A 16,938-nucleotide genomic window follows, 5' to 3' on the forward strand; every position below is an offset into this window, starting at 1 on the left:
CAGTCTCCAGCTTGTGCGTGGCTGTCGTCTGCGCTGTAAGGAAACGTTTCGCGCGCGCCGCCGCGTACGCTCGCTATCCTTGAGGCAATTCCCGATCTCATGACCGAAGCTCCCTCCTCCGCACCCTCGGGCCCGCGCTCCTTTGCGGCGATGCGCCACTCAGGCTTCCGTGCGCAGTTCATCACCTATGTGTTCTCGATGATGGCCGACAATATCGAGCATGTGATCAGCTACTGGGTGGTGTTTCAGAAATTCCATTCGCCGGCGCTCGGCGGCTTTGCCGTGCTGTCGCATTGGTTGCCGTTCCTGCTGTTCTCGGTGGCGTCGGGCGCGCTGGCCGAACGCTTCGATCCGCGCCGCGTGATTCAGGTCGGCATGGGCCTGTTCATTATTGCCTCGCTGGCCTGGGGCTATTTCTTCATCACCGACAGCTTGCAGATGTGGCAGGCGATGGTGATCCTGGTGATCCATGGCTGCGCCGGGGTGCTGTGGCAGACGCCTAACCAGATGCTGATCTACGACATCGTCGGCCCGCACGATCTGGCGAGCGCGGTGCGGCTGAACGCGATGGCGCGCTATCTCGGGATCCTGGTCGGCCCCGCCGTCGGCGGCGTGATCCTGCTCGCGCTCGGACCGGCGCACGGCATCATGTTGAACACGATCTTCTATCTGCCGCTGGTGTTGTGGCTGGTGAAGGCGCCCTACGGTCCGCGTTTTCGCAAGGGCACACCGCCGCCGCGCCGGGCCGTGCGCGGACTGGCCGACATCGTCAACACCATCCGCGACGTCAGGCAGCATACCGTGATCGTTTCAATGACGGTGCTCGCCGGCGCGGCGTCGTTCTTCGTCGGCAATGCCTATAGCTCGCAGATGCCGGGCTTCGCCGCCGAACTCGGCCATGGCGACCCCGGCGTGTCCTACAGCATGCTACTGGCGGCCGACGCCGCCGGTGGGCTGCTGGCCGGCCTGGCGCTGGAGGGGCGCAACATGATGCCGCCGCGGCCGCGCACGGCCATCATCCTCGCGCTGCTATGGGGCGTCGCGCTGACGGTGTTCGCGCTCTCGCATAGTTACGTGCTGGCGCTGTGCTTCCTGCTCGCCGCCGGCTTCCTCGAACTGTCGTTCAACGCGATGGCGCAGAGCCTGGTCCAGATCAATGCCCCACCCGACATGCGCGGCCGCGTCATCGGCCTGTTCAACATGGCAAGCCTCGGCTTGCGCGCCTTCAGCGGCATCTCGGTCGGCCTGCTTGGCAGCCTGATCGGCATTCACTGGTCGCTGGCGCTGTCCGCCCTGGCGACCATGATCGTGGCGCGATGCTTGCTGGCGGTGCAGTGAGATATGCTACACTGACAAAGCGACTTACAAGGCACGGAAGGACGCCATGTATCATCACGTGATTGCACAATGCGCGCAGAACCTGAAGAACCTGGAAAACTGTCTCGACAAGGCCGAGCAATACGCGACCGCGAAGAAGTTCGACATCAGCGTGCTCCTGAACAGCCGCCTTGCGCCTGACATGCAGCATTTCATTTATCAGGTCCAAAGCGCCTGCGATTACGTCAAGGGCGCCGCCGCCTGGCTTTCAGGCCAGACGCCGCCCAGGCACGAGGATAAGGAGCAGACAATCGACGAACTGCGCGCCCGCATACGCAAGACCATAGCCTTCGTCGAAAGCGTGAACGAAGCGCAATACGCCGACGCAAGCGAGCGCGAAGTCAAGCTCTCCTGGGCGCCCGGCAAGATCATCCGCGGCGAGGATTACCTGCTGCAGATGACCATCCCCAACGTCTACTTCCATATCGCGATGGCCTACGCCATTCTGCGTCACAACGGCGTAGACGTCGGCAAGATGGATTTCCTGGGTTCTATCAATCTGGTCGATGCCCGATCGGTCCGCGCGGTCGATTGAAGCGACCGTCTGGCTCAGGCGGCACCGTCCCCCATCCGCCTACAATTGAACCAACCTGGAACCGGAACGATACGAAGCAGCGGGCTTTACCTCTTCAGAGATCGAACTCAACCGAAGAGTTAGCCAATGGACACCCTACCCGTGGATCGCGCGCTGAGCATATACGGCGCCCTGGCAGACCATTCCGAGATGAAAGGCGCCCGCGAGCGTCTTTCAAGGCACCTGATGCAGCTCTACATCGAGGGTGAAAAGAACCCGCACCGCCTGACGGTGCACGGGCTTTCATACCTTCGCGAGCTGGATCGGAAAAACGACCTGCGGAACTGAAGCCGGAAAACGTGAGCCTTCGGCTCCATCATCCCTTTTGAGCCTGCCGCTGCTTGCGCAGCGAGTTGCGTCGCGTGATTCGTGCCCTCGCGGCCCGGACCGCGTCGGTTCTGGTCGATTTCGCCTTCGGCAGCGATGCTTTGAGGCGATCGGCATCGTTCGACCCGGGCACGGGCGAAAGCAACGGCACCGGCATCGGCATCGTCGCGCTGCGGTCGACCGGCTGCATGCTCATTGGACCGGTGTATCGGGGTTTGCGTTTTTGCATGCGGGCAAAACGCGCTGATGCCGAATTTGTTCGATTGGGTTGACCGAGCTTGTTCGGAACCGCTCCCCCGCCTGCGCTCGACAAAGGTGACGAGATGAAAAGTTCCATCGTCTGCCATGAATAAGCTGCCTTAACCGGTGCAACCTATGCGCCTGTCGCGGTTTGTTTTACGGGAGAACGCGCGTGAGCCGCATACTGAAACCATTTGTGTTCGTCTTGGCCGGCATCTACTTCCTGGTGGATGCTGCCGTCTGGCTGCTCGCCAAACCCGTCATTCGATGGCTATCGGGCCATTGGATTTTCGACAGGTTGCGGACCTGGGTCATGTCGCTGGGCCGATATCCCACGCTGGCGCTGTTTGTCGTCCCGGTTCTCATTCTAGAACCCGCCAAGCCGTTCGCGGCCTATCTGACCGCAACGGGCCACATGGTCATCGGGTTGATCATCCTTGGCGTCGCCGAGGTTCTCAAGCTCGTGCTGATTGAACGGCTTTTTTGCATCAGCCGCGACAAGCTCATGTCGATTCGAGCCTTCGCGTGGTGCTACGCGAAGCTTCAACAAATCCGCAGCTGGGTCGAATCTCTCGGCGCATGGCGGCTCGCGCGGCGCCTGGTCCTGATCGCGAGGCGAACCATGCGTCGATACGTCCTCGCCTACCAATCGGAAGAGCGGGAACACGTCTCCTGGCAGTCGCGCTGACCGGGCTGCGATATTCGCGTGCCATCCTCCTAGAAAGTTTCCATGAGCTTGATCACCAGGAAGATCACCAACGGCCGCACGACGGACGAGCTGATGGCCTTGCTGAGTGCTGTCGCGTGCTCGATCCTGGCGGCCCTGTTCATTGCTGCGCTGTATTTCGGCCGGCAGATATTCGTCCCCATCGCGCTTGCGATTCTTCTCAGCTTCGTTCTCGGACCGCCGGTCGGACTGTTGCAGCGCGCCCGGGTTCCCCGTGGCCTGGCGGTTGTGGGCGTCGTCCTTCTGGCGTTCTCGGTCATTTTCGGCCTCGGTAGCCTGATCGCAAACCAGTTGAGCCAGTTGGCCGGAGACCTTCCGGTCTATCAGTCGACGATGCGGGAGAAGATCAAGTCGGTGCGCGGCGTCACCGCGAGCAGCGGCACGCTCGAGCGGGCGGCCGACATGCTCCAGGAGTTGAGCCAGGAGCTCGACCGGCCAAAGGATGACAAGTCGGGCCGGGGAGCGATCTCGCGTCTCGGCATTCCCAATGGGGCCGGAACGACCCTGCCCATCCCCGTCGAAGTCCGTCAACCCGACCCGGGCGCGCTGGAAAATCTGCGAACCCTGATCGCGCCCTTGCTCAATCCGCTTGCGACCACCGGCATCATCATCATCTTCGTGATCTTCATCCTGATCCAGCGCGAGGATCTTCGAAACCGGCTGATCCGGCTTGCGGGCTCGCATGATCTGCAACGAACCACCGCGGCGCTGGACGATGCCGCGACACGTCTCAGTCGGCTGTTTCTCGCCCAGTTGACGATCAACGCAACCTTCGGCGTGATTATCGCGGCCGGACTTACCTTCATTGGCGTTCCCAGTGCGATCCTCTGGGGCATTCTGGCGGCCGTGTTGCGGTTCGTTCCCTACATCGGCTCGGCGATCTCGGCGGCATTTCCGCTTGCGCTGGCGGCGGCCGTCGATCCCGGCTGGTCGATGCTGGCATGGACGCTCGCGCTTTTTCTGGGGGTCGGGCCGATCGTCAGCCAGGTCATCGAGCCCCTGGCCTACGGTCAGAGCACCGGATTGTCTCCCGTCGCCATCGTCGTCTCGGCCACGTTCTGGACGGCGCTGTGGGGTCCGATCGGGCTGGTGCTGGCAACGCCGTTGACGGTCTGCCTGGTCGTGCTGGGACGGCATGTCGAGCGGCTCGAATTTCTCGACGTGATTTTTGGCGACAGGCCCGCGCTCTCACCGCCGGAGATGTTCTACCAGCGGATGCTTGCCGGCGATCCGACCGAGGCCGCAGGCAAGGCAGAGGAATTCCTGAAAGAAAAATCGCTGTCTTCGTATTTTGACGAGGTCGCGCTCAAGGGGCTTCTGCTGGCACAGGCCGATGCCAGGCGCGGCGCGCTCGACCAGCCGCGCATGACCAAGATTCGCGACGCGGTGACCGAGTTTGCCAGCGACCTTTCCACCCAGGACGATTCGATACCCGAAGTGACCTCGCCTACCATGGATGCGGAGGCCGCGGCCGCGGTCGAAACCGTCCCCGATGCGGCGATCTCCAGCAATTTACCGGTCGTGCAGAAAGCCGATCTTCCGCTCGACTGGCAGGGAGAATATCCGGTGCTCTGCCTGGCCGGACGCACCCCGCTCGACGAAGCGGCAGCCGTGCTGTTTGGACAGCTCGCCAACGCGCACGGCCTGGCCGCGCGGGTTGAGTCTGCGGACGCACTTTCGACGACCAATATCTCAAAACTGGAGACAGCGGGCGTCGCCATCGTCTGCTTGTCGTACCTCGACGCCAGCAGTCCAGCCCATATGCGCTACTCGGTTCGGCGTCTTCGTCGCAAATTACCGAAGACCACTATCATGCTCGGTTGTTGGGCCGAAAATATCGACAAGGAATCACTGGAAGAGCTCCGCGAGGTCGCCAAGGCCGACACCGCTGCAGGGAGCTTGCGTGAGGCCATGATGATCTGCCGAACCAGTGCCGGCGTGCAGGAACCCGATGGACTGCCGAACCACGTTACCGCGGCCGTCAGGATTGCGTAGCGGGATGCGGCGTGACGAATTTATTTCATCCGGCCCCAGGCACCCCGTGCGAGCTATTCTTGGCCTTCTTTGCAGGCTGCACTGTAAGGCGAAGTGCCACGTTCGCGGAGCCATCGAATGTCTCAAGCAGATGGTCGCACGTCAGGCACCGGAACTCGCCGAGGGTCCCGGGTTTCGATTGCAACTCGATGCGCCGATAGCCAGCGTGGCACTCCGGGCAAGTGACGTCTGACTTCTTCATGCCGGTCAAATTAACACCGGGCGCGCGGCTATTCCAGCCCGTTTCGGGCGGCGGCATTGAATGACGAGTTTCAATAATTTGATCGACGAAACAGGCGGTTGCGGTATGACGAAGGCTGAAATGCCGCCAGCCTCCAACGTGAAGGCCGGCGGCGAAATCAGGCGGCGTCAGGCAGCTGCCATTTTGCCGCTCACGCCCTTCGCCGCCTCGGCAATGAGCGCTGCCACGGTCTCCGGCTGCGAAATGTAGATGGCGTGGCTGCCGGCCGCCTCGGCGACAACAGCACCAGCGCGCGTTGCCATCTGACGCTGCGCGGGCGGCGGAATCATCCTGTCCTCGGTCGCAACCAAATACCAGCTCGGCTTGGTCTTCCAGGCGGGCTCGCTGATCGCACCGGCGAGAGCGTTGACGCCCCACGGCACCTGAGAGTCCGCCAGGAAAGCAGCCTTGGCTTCACTGACGTCGGCTGCAAACGAAGCACGGAATTTCGATTTGTCGAGGAACAGATAGCCGTTCACGGGTGGCAAGATCGGCGGGACCGGCGCGCCGGGCGGCGGATTCTGGATGAGGGACTGAACGGACTCGCCCTTATCCGGAGCAAACGCCGTGATGTAGACCAGCCCCGCGACCTTCGGGTCGGTGCCGGCTTCGGTGATGACGACGCCGCCGTAGGAATGACCGACCAGCACAACCGGCCCTTGCACCTGAGCGATCGCGAGCCGGGTGGCGGCCACGTCGTCCGACAAGGATGTCGTCGGGTTCTGGACGACGGTGACGTTGTAGCCGTCCTTCTTCAAACCGTTGTAGACGCCTTCCCAACCTGCGCCGTCAACGAAGCCGCCGTGCACGAGGACGATGCTTACCGGTGATGCCGAAACTTCAGCCATGGTGGTTCTCCCTTCGAGGTTGCTCTGTGCGAGCGATGCGCACTTGGTGTGCCCGGGTTTTTACTTGCCAGATTTCGATGTAGCTGATTAGTTCCATTTGTTGGCCATACCCCTAGGTATTCAGCTATGCCTCAGACGAAATGGACCGATCGGATCGGGCGCCGCGTCAAGCTGCGCGACCTCCATATTGCGCTCGCGGTCGCAGAAGCCGGGAGCATGACCCGGGCGGCGGAAGAGCTGGCCGTGTCCTATCCGGTGGTGTCCAAGACGGTTTCGGATCTGGAGCATACGCTGGGCGTCAAGCTGTTTGACCGGAGTGTTTCAGGGGTCGAGCCGACGCACTACGGACGCGTGCTGCTTGAATCCGGAGTGGCGGTGTTCGACGAGATGCGCAAGGGATTGCAGCAGATCGAGTCCATCAAACAGCCGGATGCAGGCGAGCTGCGGATCGGGTCGTCGATCGTTACCGATGCCGGTTTGCTTCCGGCGATTATCGAGCAATTTTCGCAGGAGTTACCGCGCGCCACGCTGCACGTGCTGCACGTGCTGCACGAAAACATTGCGGTTCAGCAATATCACAATCTGCGCCATCGAAAGGCCGAGCTCGTGTTCGGGCGGCTTCCCGCCACGATGACCGAACCTGACCTGGTTGCGGAACCGTTATTTGACGAGCCGAATGTGATCGTCGCGGGATCGGACAGCCGCTGGGCGAGGCGGCGAAACTTGACGCTGGCCGATCTGATCGGAGAGCCATGGGTATTGGCGGAGCCCGGCAGTCTGGCGCGGTCGCTGCATGAAGAGGCCTTTCGAGGCAGCGGACTTGAAGTTCCGTCCGCGAAGGTCCTGACGGTATCGCTCCATCTTCACCTGCGCCTGATCGAAACCGGGCGCTGGCTTGGCCTCATCCCCGCTTCCGTCATGCGCTTTGGCGACAAGCGAATGCATCTCAAGGTTTTGCCGATCAAGGTGCCGTCACCTCCGGCGCCGGTCGGGCTCATCACCGTCAAGCGACGCACGCTGACTCCGCTGGCACAGCGCTTTATTGAATGCACCCGCAAAGTCGTCAGCTCGGAGACGGCGCGCGCGTCGACCCGGCGCCGTTGATTTCCATTTCGGTTGGCTGATCCGTCTCTACTTGCCTGCCTCGGCTTCTGACGACGACCGCTATGGGTCCATGCCGTCAACCCATCACTACCTTGGGCAGCAGCATGGCAATGCCCGGGAAAAAGCAGATCAACGCGACCGCGATGATCATGATGCCCACAAAAGGCAGCGTCCCCCACATCACATCGCGAAACGGAATATCCGGCGCGATGTTTCCGATGACGAAGAGGTTGAGGCCGACGGGCGGGTGAATCAGCCCCATCTCCATGACGATCGTCATCACGACGCCGAACCAGATCAAATCGAAGCCGGCATTGCGGAGCGGCGGCAGAATGATCGGCGCGGTCATCAGGATAATGCTCGCCGGCGGCAGGAAAAAACCGAGCACGACGACCATCAGCAGAATAGCCATCAGCAGCAACCACGGCGACAGATGGCCGGCGACGATCCATTCGGCCGCACTCTGGGAGATATGGAGATAGCTCATCACCATCGAATACAGCAGCGACATGCCGACGATCATCAGCAACATCGTCGATTCACGAACCGACGCAACGAGCAGCGGACGCAGATCCGAGTAGCGCCACGCGCCGTAGATGATCGCGATCAGCGCGAGCGCCAGAACGGAGCCAAGTCCCGCCGTCTCGCCCGGGCTTGCAAATCCGCCGTACAGGGCCCCCATCACGCCGAGCAAAAGGATGAGGAACGGCAGAATCCTGGGTAATGCCGACATGCGCTGCGCCATCGTATAGCTATCCCGGCGCAGGATCGGATGTTCGACGCCGGCAGTAGCGGCGTCGCGATACTCCTTGCGAAAGCGCAGCACGGCGTAGACAGCGAACATGCCGCTCAGCAACAGACCGGGCCCAAGGCCCGCCAAAAACAGGCGCCCGAGCGACTGTTCCGCCGCCACCGCATAGAGAATCATGGTGATCGATGGCGGCAGCAGGATTCCCAGCGTACCCCCGGCGGCGATGATGCCGGCGGCAAAACCCGGTGAATAGCCACGCCGCCGCATTTCAGGAATTCCGGCGCTGCCGATCGCCGAACAGGTGGCGGCGCTCGACCCTGCCATCGCGGCAAACAGCGTACAGGCGACGACGTTAGCGACACCGAGACCACCGGGCACGCGGTTGAGCCAGACATAAAGCGCATTATACAGATCGGCGCCGGCCCGCGAGCGCCCGATCGCCGCGCCCTTGAGAACAAACAGCGGGATGGTCAGCAACGTAATGTTGGCGATCTCCTGATAGACGTTCTGTGCCACCGTGCCGAGCGACGCCAGCGGCATGAAGCCGATCATGAAGGCGACCGCGACCGCACCAAGCGCGAATGCGATCGGTACGCCGGCAAACAGGACCACCAGGGTGACGCCGCCGTAGAGCAGGCCGATGACAAGCGGGCTCATGCGTCGGCCCCTCGCCTGCGGCACAACGCCTGGACCAGTTGCACCAGGAATCGCAGCGCTAACAGGCTCATGCCAACAGTCATCATGGAATAGGGAAACCAGAGCGGCGGCGCCCAGGCCGAGTCGGTCACGCGACCGTCTTCAACCGCTTCCATCAGCAACAGCCACGACTGCCAGGCAAAGAAAGCGCAGAACAGGAAGCAAATGATGTCGGAGACGATCTTGCGAATCCGCTCGACCGGCTTGGGCAAAAATCCCCGGATGGCCTCGATTGCAATGTGCCCGCGCACCGACTGCACGTAAGGCGCCGACAGGAAGGTTGCGCCGGCCAGCAGAAACACGGCCATCTCATCCTGCCAGTCGGTCGAGGAATGCAGGAGATAGCGAACCGCAATCGAGTGGGTCAGCACCAGTCCGGCAGCGATCGTGGCCACGGCGCAGGCCGCGATCAGAGCGCGGTCGATCCTGTCGAGGACACGAACAAGCACGCTCAAAAGACTTGGACTGCGCATCGCGATTGGCTTCGGCGGCTCCGTCAAACCTCCTCCGCCATCTTCAGGAACCGCGCGGTGTTCGGCGTTCGCGCCGCGAAATCCTTCCACGCACTGTCGCGCGCCAGGTCGCGCCATTGATCGAGCGCGGCCTGATCCATTTCGTTCACGGTCGCTCCCGCCTTGGCATAGACGTCGGACAGCCGCTTGTCGTCCGCCTTCGATTGCTCAAGACCGAACGGCTCGATCGCCTCGCCCACTTCCAGAATGATCTTTTGCAGGTCCGGCGACAGGCTGTCGAACACGGTCTTGGACATCAGGATCGGTTCGAACACGAAGAAGAAGCTGCGGCCGCCCGCGGAAGTCAGTCCCTTGCTGAGTTCCTCGAGCTTGAACGAGATCAGGCTGCTGGTGCTGGTGACCGCGGCGTCAATCGCGCCGGTCTGCATGGAAATGTAGATTTCATTGGAGGGCATGTTGCTGGTGGCGGCACCGGCCGCCTTGAACATCATGTCCATCTCGCGGCTGCCGCCCCTGATCTTCAGCCCTTTGGCATCTTCGGGTTTCACGATCGGCTTTCCACGCGTCGCGATGCCGCCGGACTGCCACATCCAGGTGATGATCTTGACGCCCTTGGCCTCGAGGATGGCGTTAAGTTCCTTGCCGATCGGCGCCGTCTTCCATCGATAGGCCTGTTCATAGCTGGAGATGACCGCCGGCATGAAGGTGATGTTCAACTCGGGAATCTCACCGCCCGCATAGGTCGTCGGATACAGACTGAGATCGAGAGCGCCCTTCTTCAGCGCATCGAACTGCGCAAAGGTCTTCATCAAGGACGAGTTCGGGTAGACCTCGAACTTCAGCGCGCCGTTGGAGCGCTGCTCGACGCCTTCGGCAAGTTTGCGGCAAAGCCGGTCGCGGAAGTCGCCCCCATCGGGGCCCGAGCCGGGAAATTGGTGCGAAATCTTCAGCGTCCGCGTATCGGCGCGCGCGATACCGGACAATCCCAGCAGGGCCGGCGCGGCAATGGCGCCGAGTGCAGTGCGGCGGGAAATTCCTCGGCTCATCTGTATCCTCCTTATGGCTGATTTTTTTATTGGTATTTTGATCGGCTATTCAAATCGTCTTGGCAAGGTCTTCCGGCAGCAGAGCCCGGCTCCCTGTTCGCATGCCCCTGCCCCCGACCGGTTGCCCGTATCGGATCCTTACGTCTATATACCGCGCCCCCGGCAGCGCTTTGCGCCGGAGATCGACCGGAGTATCCGTATCCATGACTGAGCGAGCCGACGCCATTGCCGCCAAGATCGAGGCATTCGTCCGCACCGAGGTGATCCCCTACGAGAAGGATCCGCGGACGGGTCCGCACGGCCCGAGCGACGAACTGGTGCTGGAACTGCGCGACAAGGCCCGCAAGGCCGGCGTCCTGACGCCGCATATCCTCCCCGATGGATCGCATCTCACGCAACGCGAGACCGCGACGGCGCTGATCAAATCCGGGCTGTCGCCGTTAGGCCCGATTGCCTGCAATACGATGGCGCCCGATGAAGGCAATATGTATCTGCTCGGCAAGGTCGGGAGCGCGGAGCAGAAGGCGCGCTTCCTGGAGCCGCTGGTGTCGGGCAAGGCGCGTTCGGCGTTCTTCATGACCGAACCGGCAGATGAAGGCGGCGCAGGATCCGATCCATCGATGATGCAGACCACCTGCCGGCTGGACGGCAATCACTGGGTCATCAACGGGCGCAAGAAGTTCATCACCGGAGCCGAAGGCGCCCGGGTCGGCATCGTCATGGCCAAGTCGGACGACGGCGCCTGCCTGTTCCTGGTCGATCTGCCGGATCCCGCGATCCGCACCCTGCGCGTGCTGGATACGATCGACAGTTCGATGCCCGGCGGACATGCCGAGATCGATCTCGAGAACCTTCGCGTATCCGCCGACCAGATGCTCGGCGCCTCCGGCGACGGGTTCAAATACGCGCAAATCCGCCTCAGCCCCGCGCGTCTGTCGCATTGCATGCGCTGGCTGGGCCTCGCCATCCGCGCCAACGAGATCGCCACCGACTACGCCTGCCGCCGCCATGCGTTTGGCAAAGCATTGGTCGATCACGAAGGCGTCGGCTTCATGCTGGCGGAAAATCTGATCGATCTCAAACAGTCGGAACTGATGATCGACTGGTGCGCCAGCGTACTCGACACCGGCTCGCTCGGCACTGCGGAAAGTTCGATGGCCAAGGTTTCGGTGTCGGAAGCGCTGATGCGGGTCGCCGATCGCTGCGTCCAAGTGATGGGCGGGACGGGAGTCTCGACCGAAACCATCGTCGAGCAGGCGTTTCGCGAGATCCGCGCCTTCCGCATCTATGATGGCCCGACCGAAGTCCACAAATGGTCGCTGGCCAAAAAGATCAAGCGCGACTGGAAAGCCGAACATCATTGAAGCGCACGGGCGTGACGCCTCAAACGCGAGGGCGGCGATGCCTTCCGTTCACATCGGCGCCAGGCCGGATGCCAGCCTGGCGTTCAACTGGTCGCGGCAACACATTCCCGGAAGTCGCCAGATGAATCGATAGAGCCTGGTTTCCAGGGTGAGCAGAACGCATCATTAATCTTTTGCTCAAACATTACAGGTCCAGCACCCGATGTCTGACAGTGCCGCGCACCATGAAGCAATCAGAGGCGAAGCGTCTCATCATTGAAGCATGGGACCGATGGATGCAAAAGCACGCTTTGAACGCAGATGACGTCACGGGCAGAGAGTCGCTAAAATTTTTCATCGAGCTACAGGATTTAAAATCGCCGCTCCTCAACTTTCAGACACGGGGGCGCGACAAGTGGCGGATCATGCACGGCTGGCTGGTGAGCGAGGCCCGCGTCCGGCCATGAGCGCGGGAACTTCCTGTGTCGCGCGGGCAACGCCTTCGCGGCTTTCGCCCGCGGAACCGACTTTAGGACTCCCCAACTTTTCCTGCAGACTATAGCGTCCAGTCATTCGATCGGCGGGCTGGGGCGTAGCCTGATGTCAAATCTCAGCGCTACAGGAAGACCGCCTTCGGGCGGTCTTTTTGCTTGTACAAAGCCGGTGTGATCAAATCCGTCTGTTGCGGCGCCTGTTGCGCGCGACGAAATAAATGGTTGATCCGCCCTACTTCCCCGCCTCCGCGAAGGCGTCGAGGATCCGCGCCCAGGAGCGGATGCCCTTGTGAAAGCTCTTGAGGTCGTACTTCTCGTTCGGCGAATGGATGTTGTCGTCCTCGAGGCCGAAGCCGACCATCACGGTGTCGAGGCCGAGCGTGCGCTTGAAGTCGGCGACGATCGGGATCGAGGCGCCTGAGGCGATCAAGAGCGCTTCCTTGCCCCACTCGTCCGTCAGCGCGCGCTTGGCCGCCGCCAGCGGCTTCATGTTCCAGTCAAGCGCGATCGCCGGCGCGTTGGAGTGGTCGATGAATTCGGCCGTGCAATCGCCCGGCAGCCGCGACGTGACATAGTCGCGGAAGGCCTTTCGGATCCGGTCGGGGTTCTGTCCCTCGACCAGCCGGAACGAAACCTTGGCGGAAGCTTCCGCCGGGATCACGGTCTTGGAGCCCTCACCGGTATAGCCGCCGATGATGCCGTTGATGTCGCAGGTCGGACGCGAGGACACCTGTTCGATCAGGAGGCGGTCCTTCTCGCCGGCCGGGATCGAAAGGCCGATCGGCTTCAGGAACGACTCCGGCGTCAGGTTGAGCTTCTTCCACTGCGCCAAAATATCCGGCGGCAGGTCCTTCACGCCGTCGTAGAATCCGGGAATGGTGATGTGGCCGTTGTCGTCGTGCAGGGCGCCCAGAATGTTGGTCAGCACCCGGATCGGGTTGCGCGCGCCGCCGCCGAAGATGCCGGAATGCAGGTCGCGGTTGGCGGCCTTGATCTTGACCTCGTCATAGACGAGGCCGCGAAGGGCGGTGGTGATCGCCGGCGTGTTCTGGTCCCACATGCCGGTGTCGCACACCAGCGCAAAGTCGGCCTTGAGGTCGCCCTTGTTGGCTTCGAGGAACGGCACGAAATTCTTCGATCCGACTTCTTCCTCGCCCTCGATGACGATGGTGATGTCGACCGGCAGCGACCCGGTCACCGATTTCCAGGCGCGGCAGGCCTCGACGAAGGTCATCAACTGTCCCTTGTCGTCCTCGGCGCCGCGCGCGACGATGATCTTGCGGCCGTCGGCGTGATCGGTGACGACGGGCTCGAACGGCGGGCGGTGCCACAGATTGAGCGGATCGACCGGCTGCACGTCATAGTGACCGTAGAACAGCACATGCGGCCGGCCGTCGGTCGAGCCGTTCATTTTGGCGACGATCGCCGGATGTCCAGCCGTCGGCCTGACCTCCGCGGCAAAGCCGAGTGTCGCGATGTCCCTGGCCAGATGATCGGCGGCGGCCTTGCAATCGCCGGCAAAGGCCGGATCGGCCGAGATCGACTTGATCCGCAGCAGCGCGAACAGACGCTCCAGGCTGTTGTCGAAATCGGCGTCGATGCGGTCGAGAACCGGCTGAAGTTTTGCGTTGGACATGGCTTGTTCCCTGGCTGTGGGCGCGGTTTTTTGGGCGTCAGGTTTTAGCTTGCCCGGACGCCGGAGGCAAAGCACCGGCAGCGTCCGCAAGCGGCGGATTCAGGATGTGCCAGACCAGCCCCGCCACCAGCAGGACCGTGGCCGCGAGATTGTTGCCGTAGGCCTGCAGATCGTTCGGGAACACCGGCAACGACAGGCACATCAGCAAACCCGCCACGGCCAGCAATAGCCATGTGCCGGTCCTGACCTTGGCGCGCGGATCGTAGGCGGCCCGATGGATCAGAACGGTCATCGGGAAGAACAGCCACATGAAGTAATACTGGCGCGCCAGCGGCGTCGCCGCCGTCATCAGGCAGAACAGGATGCCGATTTCCTCGGCATCCGACCGTTCCGTCCGGCGCGAAGCCTTTGGCATGACTGCGACATAGCCGAGCCCGATCAGAAGCGAGATCACCAGCACCAAAAGGTTCGCGGTCTTGAAATCGAGATTGACGATATTCATGGTGCGGACGGGTTTGGCCGGATTGTCCTGGTTGTAATTGATCGGCCGCGTCAGCCGGTGCGTCATCGCGATGATCGACTGGTTGACCCACGACCAGTTCTGCTCGTCGCGCTGTCCGAACCCCTTCTCCGAACTCGACCCCACCATGCCCTGGTACCAGGTCTTCAATTCATGGGCGTTGCGCTCGAAGCCGCGGAACGGCGCCGGCAGCACGAACAGAAACACGCCGATAAAAACCAGCATGCTCGCGGCCGCCGCCCACTGCCTACGCCAGACCAGATACGGCAACACCGCGACTGGAAACACCTTGATCGCGGTGGCGAGCGCGAACATGCTCCCCGCCATCCAGTTGCGGTTGTCCCGCAACAGCCAGAAGCCGTACAGCATCAGCGCCAGCAGCACGAGGTTCGGCTGCCCGAGGTCGAACATGTCGAAGACAAAGGTGACGGTGACGAAGCCCGGCAGTGCGAACAGCCACGGGCCCGGTGTGCGCCCCGATCCCGTCATTGCATTGGCGAACTGCGCGGTCATCCACCAGGCGACGACATTGAGCAGCGACAGGCAGAGATAGAGCGGTATCTTGCCGAAGAAGCTCGGTATCGCCAGCAGCACCGCCGACAGCGGCGGATAGATGAATTCGAAATAATCGGTAGGGTTATCCGGATAGAGATTTTTGCCTTGCAGCACCTGCTGCCCGGCCCAGAACCACAGCGGATAGTCCTTGCTCTTGCCATGGCCCCAGATTTCCGGGACCAGCACGTCGGCCGTCAGCGCCACGCAGCAGAGCAGAAACAGGATATCGATCGGCGCCCGCAGCGATGGCCATCTCAGCGCGGGTCCGTTCCGGAAGTCGGAAGAATCTTTGGACATCAGCGCCGCAGCAACCCGCCGAGCGCGCCCCGCACCAGCGCGCGGCCGACCGAGCCGCCGAGCGCGCCGCCGACCGACTTGCCGAGATCGGCCACGACGCCGCCGACCACCTTGTTGGTGACGGTGCGGGTGACGTTCCTGGCGATGATCTGGCCGGTCGACATCCTGCCGCGCGAAACATTGGTGCCGAAGATGGTGCCGACGATCGCGCCGATCTGGCCGAGGATTCCACCACCGCCTCCGCCGCCGCCATCCGATCCATCCGGATGCGCCGCCGTTCCGGCGATGCGCTTCTGGATCATCTCATAGGCGGACTCGGCGTCGATCGCGGTGTCGTATTTGCCCTTCACCGGGCTGTTGTTCATGATCGCCTTGCGTTCGTCCGGCGTGATCGGCCCGATCCGCCCGGTCGGCGGCCGGACCATGATGCGCTCGACCATCGCCGGCGTGCCGCCGCCCTCGAGGAACGACACCAGCGCCTCGCCCTTGCCGAGCTCCATGATGACACGGGCGGTATCGAGCTTCGGGTTGGGCCGGAAGGTTTGCGCCGCGGCTTGGACCGCCTTCTGGTCGCGCGGGGTGAAGGCGCGCAGCGCATGCTGGACGCGGTTGCCCATCTGCGCGAGCACTTTGTCCGGCACGTCGATCGGGTTTTGCGTGACGAAATAGACGCCGACGCCCTTGGAGCGGATCAGGCGGACCACCTGCTCGATCTTGTCCATCAGCGCCTTCGGCGCATCGGTGAACAACAGATGCGCCTCGTCGAAAAAGAACACCAGTTTGGGTTTGGGCAGGTCGCCGGCCTCCGGCAGCTCTTCGAACAGCTCAGACAGCATCCACAACAGGAAGGTGGCGTAGAGCCGCGGGCTCTGCATCAGCTTGTCCGCGACCAGGATATTGACCATGCCGCGGCCGTCGCTGTCGGTTCGCATGAAATCCTTCAGCGTCAGCGCCGGCTCGCCGAAGAATTTGGCGCCGCCCTGGTTTTCCAGCACCAGAAGCTGGCGCTGGATGGTGCCGACGGTCGCCTTGGTGACGTTGCCGTAGCCCTGCGCGGCCTTCCGGATCGACGCCAGCGGGTCCTCGCCGTCATCGGGGCCCCTCTTGCCGGTATCGGGCACGATCGCATCGAGCAGCGCCCGCATGTCCTTCATGTCGATCAGCGTCAGGCCGCTTTCATCCGCAACACGGAATGCGACGTTGAGCACGCCTTCCTGCACGTCATTGAGATCGAGCATCCGCGACAGCAGCAGCGGCCCCATTTCGGTGACGGTGGCGCGGACCGGGTGGCCCTGCTCGCCGAACACGTCCCAGAACACGGTCGAGAACTGGTCGGGCTGGAAGGTCAGGCCCATGTCGCCGGCCCGCTTGACGATAAAGTCCTTGGCCTCGCCGATTTCGGAGATCCCGGAGAGGTCGCCCTTGATGTCGGCGGCGAAAACGGGAACGCCGGCACGCGCAAAACCTTCCGCCATCACCTGCAACGACACCGTCTTGCCGGTTCCGGTCGCGCCGGTGACAAGACCATGCCGATTGGCGAGTGCGAGCGTCAGCCAGGCTGCTTCGTCACCCTTGCCGATAAAAATCTTCTCGTCGGTGTCGGCCGTCTTGTTATCGGAGGTCGCCATCACATCGCCTCTTCGCATGCATCAGGG

Annotated in this window: 15 protein-coding genes; 8 read left to right on the forward strand and 7 right to left on the reverse strand. The window is 62.4% G+C overall.

The genetic code is table 11. The features are described from left to right. The first annotated feature begins 99 nt into the window (after positions 1-99). From BLR13_RS05215 to BLR13_RS05240, 6 genes are all read left to right on the forward strand, one after another. Positions 100-1,338, forward strand: coding sequence for an MFS transporter (locus BLR13_RS05215; RefSeq protein ID WP_074826969.1), 1,239 nt, complete (start codon positions 100-102; stop codon positions 1,336-1,338). A 46-nt stretch (positions 1,339-1,384) separates the two neighbouring features. Next, a complete protein-coding gene (locus BLR13_RS05220) occupies positions 1,385-1,912 on the forward strand; it encodes a DUF1993 domain-containing protein (RefSeq protein WP_074826967.1) in 528 nt (175 codons plus the stop codon). Positions 1,913-2,038: 126 nt separating this feature from the next. Next, a complete protein-coding gene (locus tag BLR13_RS05225) occupies positions 2,039-2,239 on the forward strand; it encodes a hypothetical protein (protein WP_074826965.1) in 201 nt (66 codons plus the stop codon). A gap of 74 nt (positions 2,240-2,313) precedes the next feature. Continuing rightward, complete coding sequence (locus tag BLR13_RS39935; RefSeq protein ID WP_143039788.1) at positions 2,314-2,550, forward strand: hypothetical protein; 237 nt, start codon at positions 2,314-2,316, stop codon at positions 2,548-2,550. Between the two features lie 140 nt (positions 2,551-2,690). Further along, a complete protein-coding gene (locus BLR13_RS05235; protein WP_074826957.1) occupies positions 2,691-3,206 on the forward strand; it encodes a hypothetical protein in 516 nt (171 codons plus the stop codon). A gap of 42 nt (positions 3,207-3,248) precedes the next feature. Next, complete coding sequence (locus tag BLR13_RS05240; protein ID WP_074826954.1) at positions 3,249-5,240, forward strand: AI-2E family transporter; 1,992 nt, start codon at positions 3,249-3,251, stop codon at positions 5,238-5,240. 408 nt (positions 5,241-5,648) lie between these two features. Here the strand turns inward: BLR13_RS05240 and BLR13_RS05250 are convergent, their stop codons facing one another. Further along, positions 5,649-6,368, reverse strand: coding sequence for an alpha/beta hydrolase (locus tag BLR13_RS05250; protein ID WP_074826951.1), 720 nt, complete (start codon positions 6,366-6,368; stop codon positions 5,649-5,651). 126 nt (positions 6,369-6,494) lie between these two features. Here BLR13_RS05250 and BLR13_RS05255 point away from each other — a divergent pair, with 126 nt between their 5' ends. Beyond that, positions 6,495-7,472, forward strand: coding sequence for a LysR family transcriptional regulator (locus tag BLR13_RS05255; protein WP_074826948.1), 978 nt, complete (start codon positions 6,495-6,497; stop codon positions 7,470-7,472). A gap of 76 nt (positions 7,473-7,548) precedes the next feature. On the opposite strand, the gene BLR13_RS05260 is transcribed toward BLR13_RS05255, so the two are convergent. Genes BLR13_RS05260 through dctP form a run of 3 tightly spaced genes read right to left on the reverse strand, consistent with a single transcriptional unit; the run spans position 7,549 to position 10,438 of the window. Then, on the reverse strand, positions 7,549-8,880 hold the full coding sequence (locus tag BLR13_RS05260) for a TRAP transporter large permease (protein ID WP_074831870.1): 1,332 nt from the start codon (positions 8,878-8,880) through the stop codon (positions 7,549-7,551). Further along, positions 8,877-9,368: a TRAP transporter small permease gene (locus BLR13_RS05265; RefSeq protein WP_157793686.1), complete on the reverse strand. Its 492-nt coding sequence runs from the start codon at positions 9,366-9,368 to the stop codon at positions 8,877-8,879. Before BLR13_RS05265 ends, BLR13_RS05260 begins: the two co-directional genes overlap by 4 nt. Before the next feature lie 47 nt (positions 9,369-9,415). Next, positions 9,416-10,438 (reverse strand): TRAP transporter substrate-binding protein DctP, encoded by a 1,023-nt coding sequence (gene dctP / locus BLR13_RS05270; protein ID WP_074826945.1) that lies wholly within the window; start codon positions 10,436-10,438, stop codon positions 9,416-9,418. A 203-nt stretch (positions 10,439-10,641) separates the two neighbouring features. Here dctP and BLR13_RS05275 point away from each other — a divergent pair, with 203 nt between their 5' ends. Beyond that, positions 10,642-11,802, forward strand: coding sequence for an acyl-CoA dehydrogenase family protein (locus tag BLR13_RS05275; protein WP_074826942.1), 1,161 nt, complete (start codon positions 10,642-10,644; stop codon positions 11,800-11,802). Between the two features lie 705 nt (positions 11,803-12,507). Here BLR13_RS05275 and BLR13_RS05285 read toward each other — a convergent pair. The 3 genes from BLR13_RS05285 to BLR13_RS05295 are packed head-to-tail and all read right to left on the reverse strand — an operon-like array spanning position 12,508 to position 16,911. Further along, positions 12,508-13,911, reverse strand: coding sequence for a M20/M25/M40 family metallo-hydrolase (locus BLR13_RS05285; protein ID WP_074826936.1), 1,404 nt, complete (start codon positions 13,909-13,911; stop codon positions 12,508-12,510). A gap of 37 nt (positions 13,912-13,948) precedes the next feature. Further along, entirely contained in the window at positions 13,949-15,283 is a 1,335-nt protein-coding gene (locus tag BLR13_RS05290; RefSeq protein WP_074826934.1) for a glycosyltransferase family 87 protein, read from the reverse strand. Continuing rightward, a complete protein-coding gene (locus BLR13_RS05295) occupies positions 15,283-16,911 on the reverse strand; it encodes a helicase HerA-like domain-containing protein (protein ID WP_074826931.1) in 1,629 nt (542 codons plus the stop codon). The genes BLR13_RS05290 and BLR13_RS05295 overlap by 1 nt, the downstream gene beginning before the upstream one ends. Positions 16,912-16,938: the final 27 nt, after the last annotated feature.

It is taken from the genome of Bradyrhizobium ottawaense, from assembly GCF_900099825.1.
Taxonomy (GTDB): domain Bacteria; phylum Pseudomonadota; class Alphaproteobacteria; order Rhizobiales; family Xanthobacteraceae; genus Bradyrhizobium; species Bradyrhizobium ottawaense_A.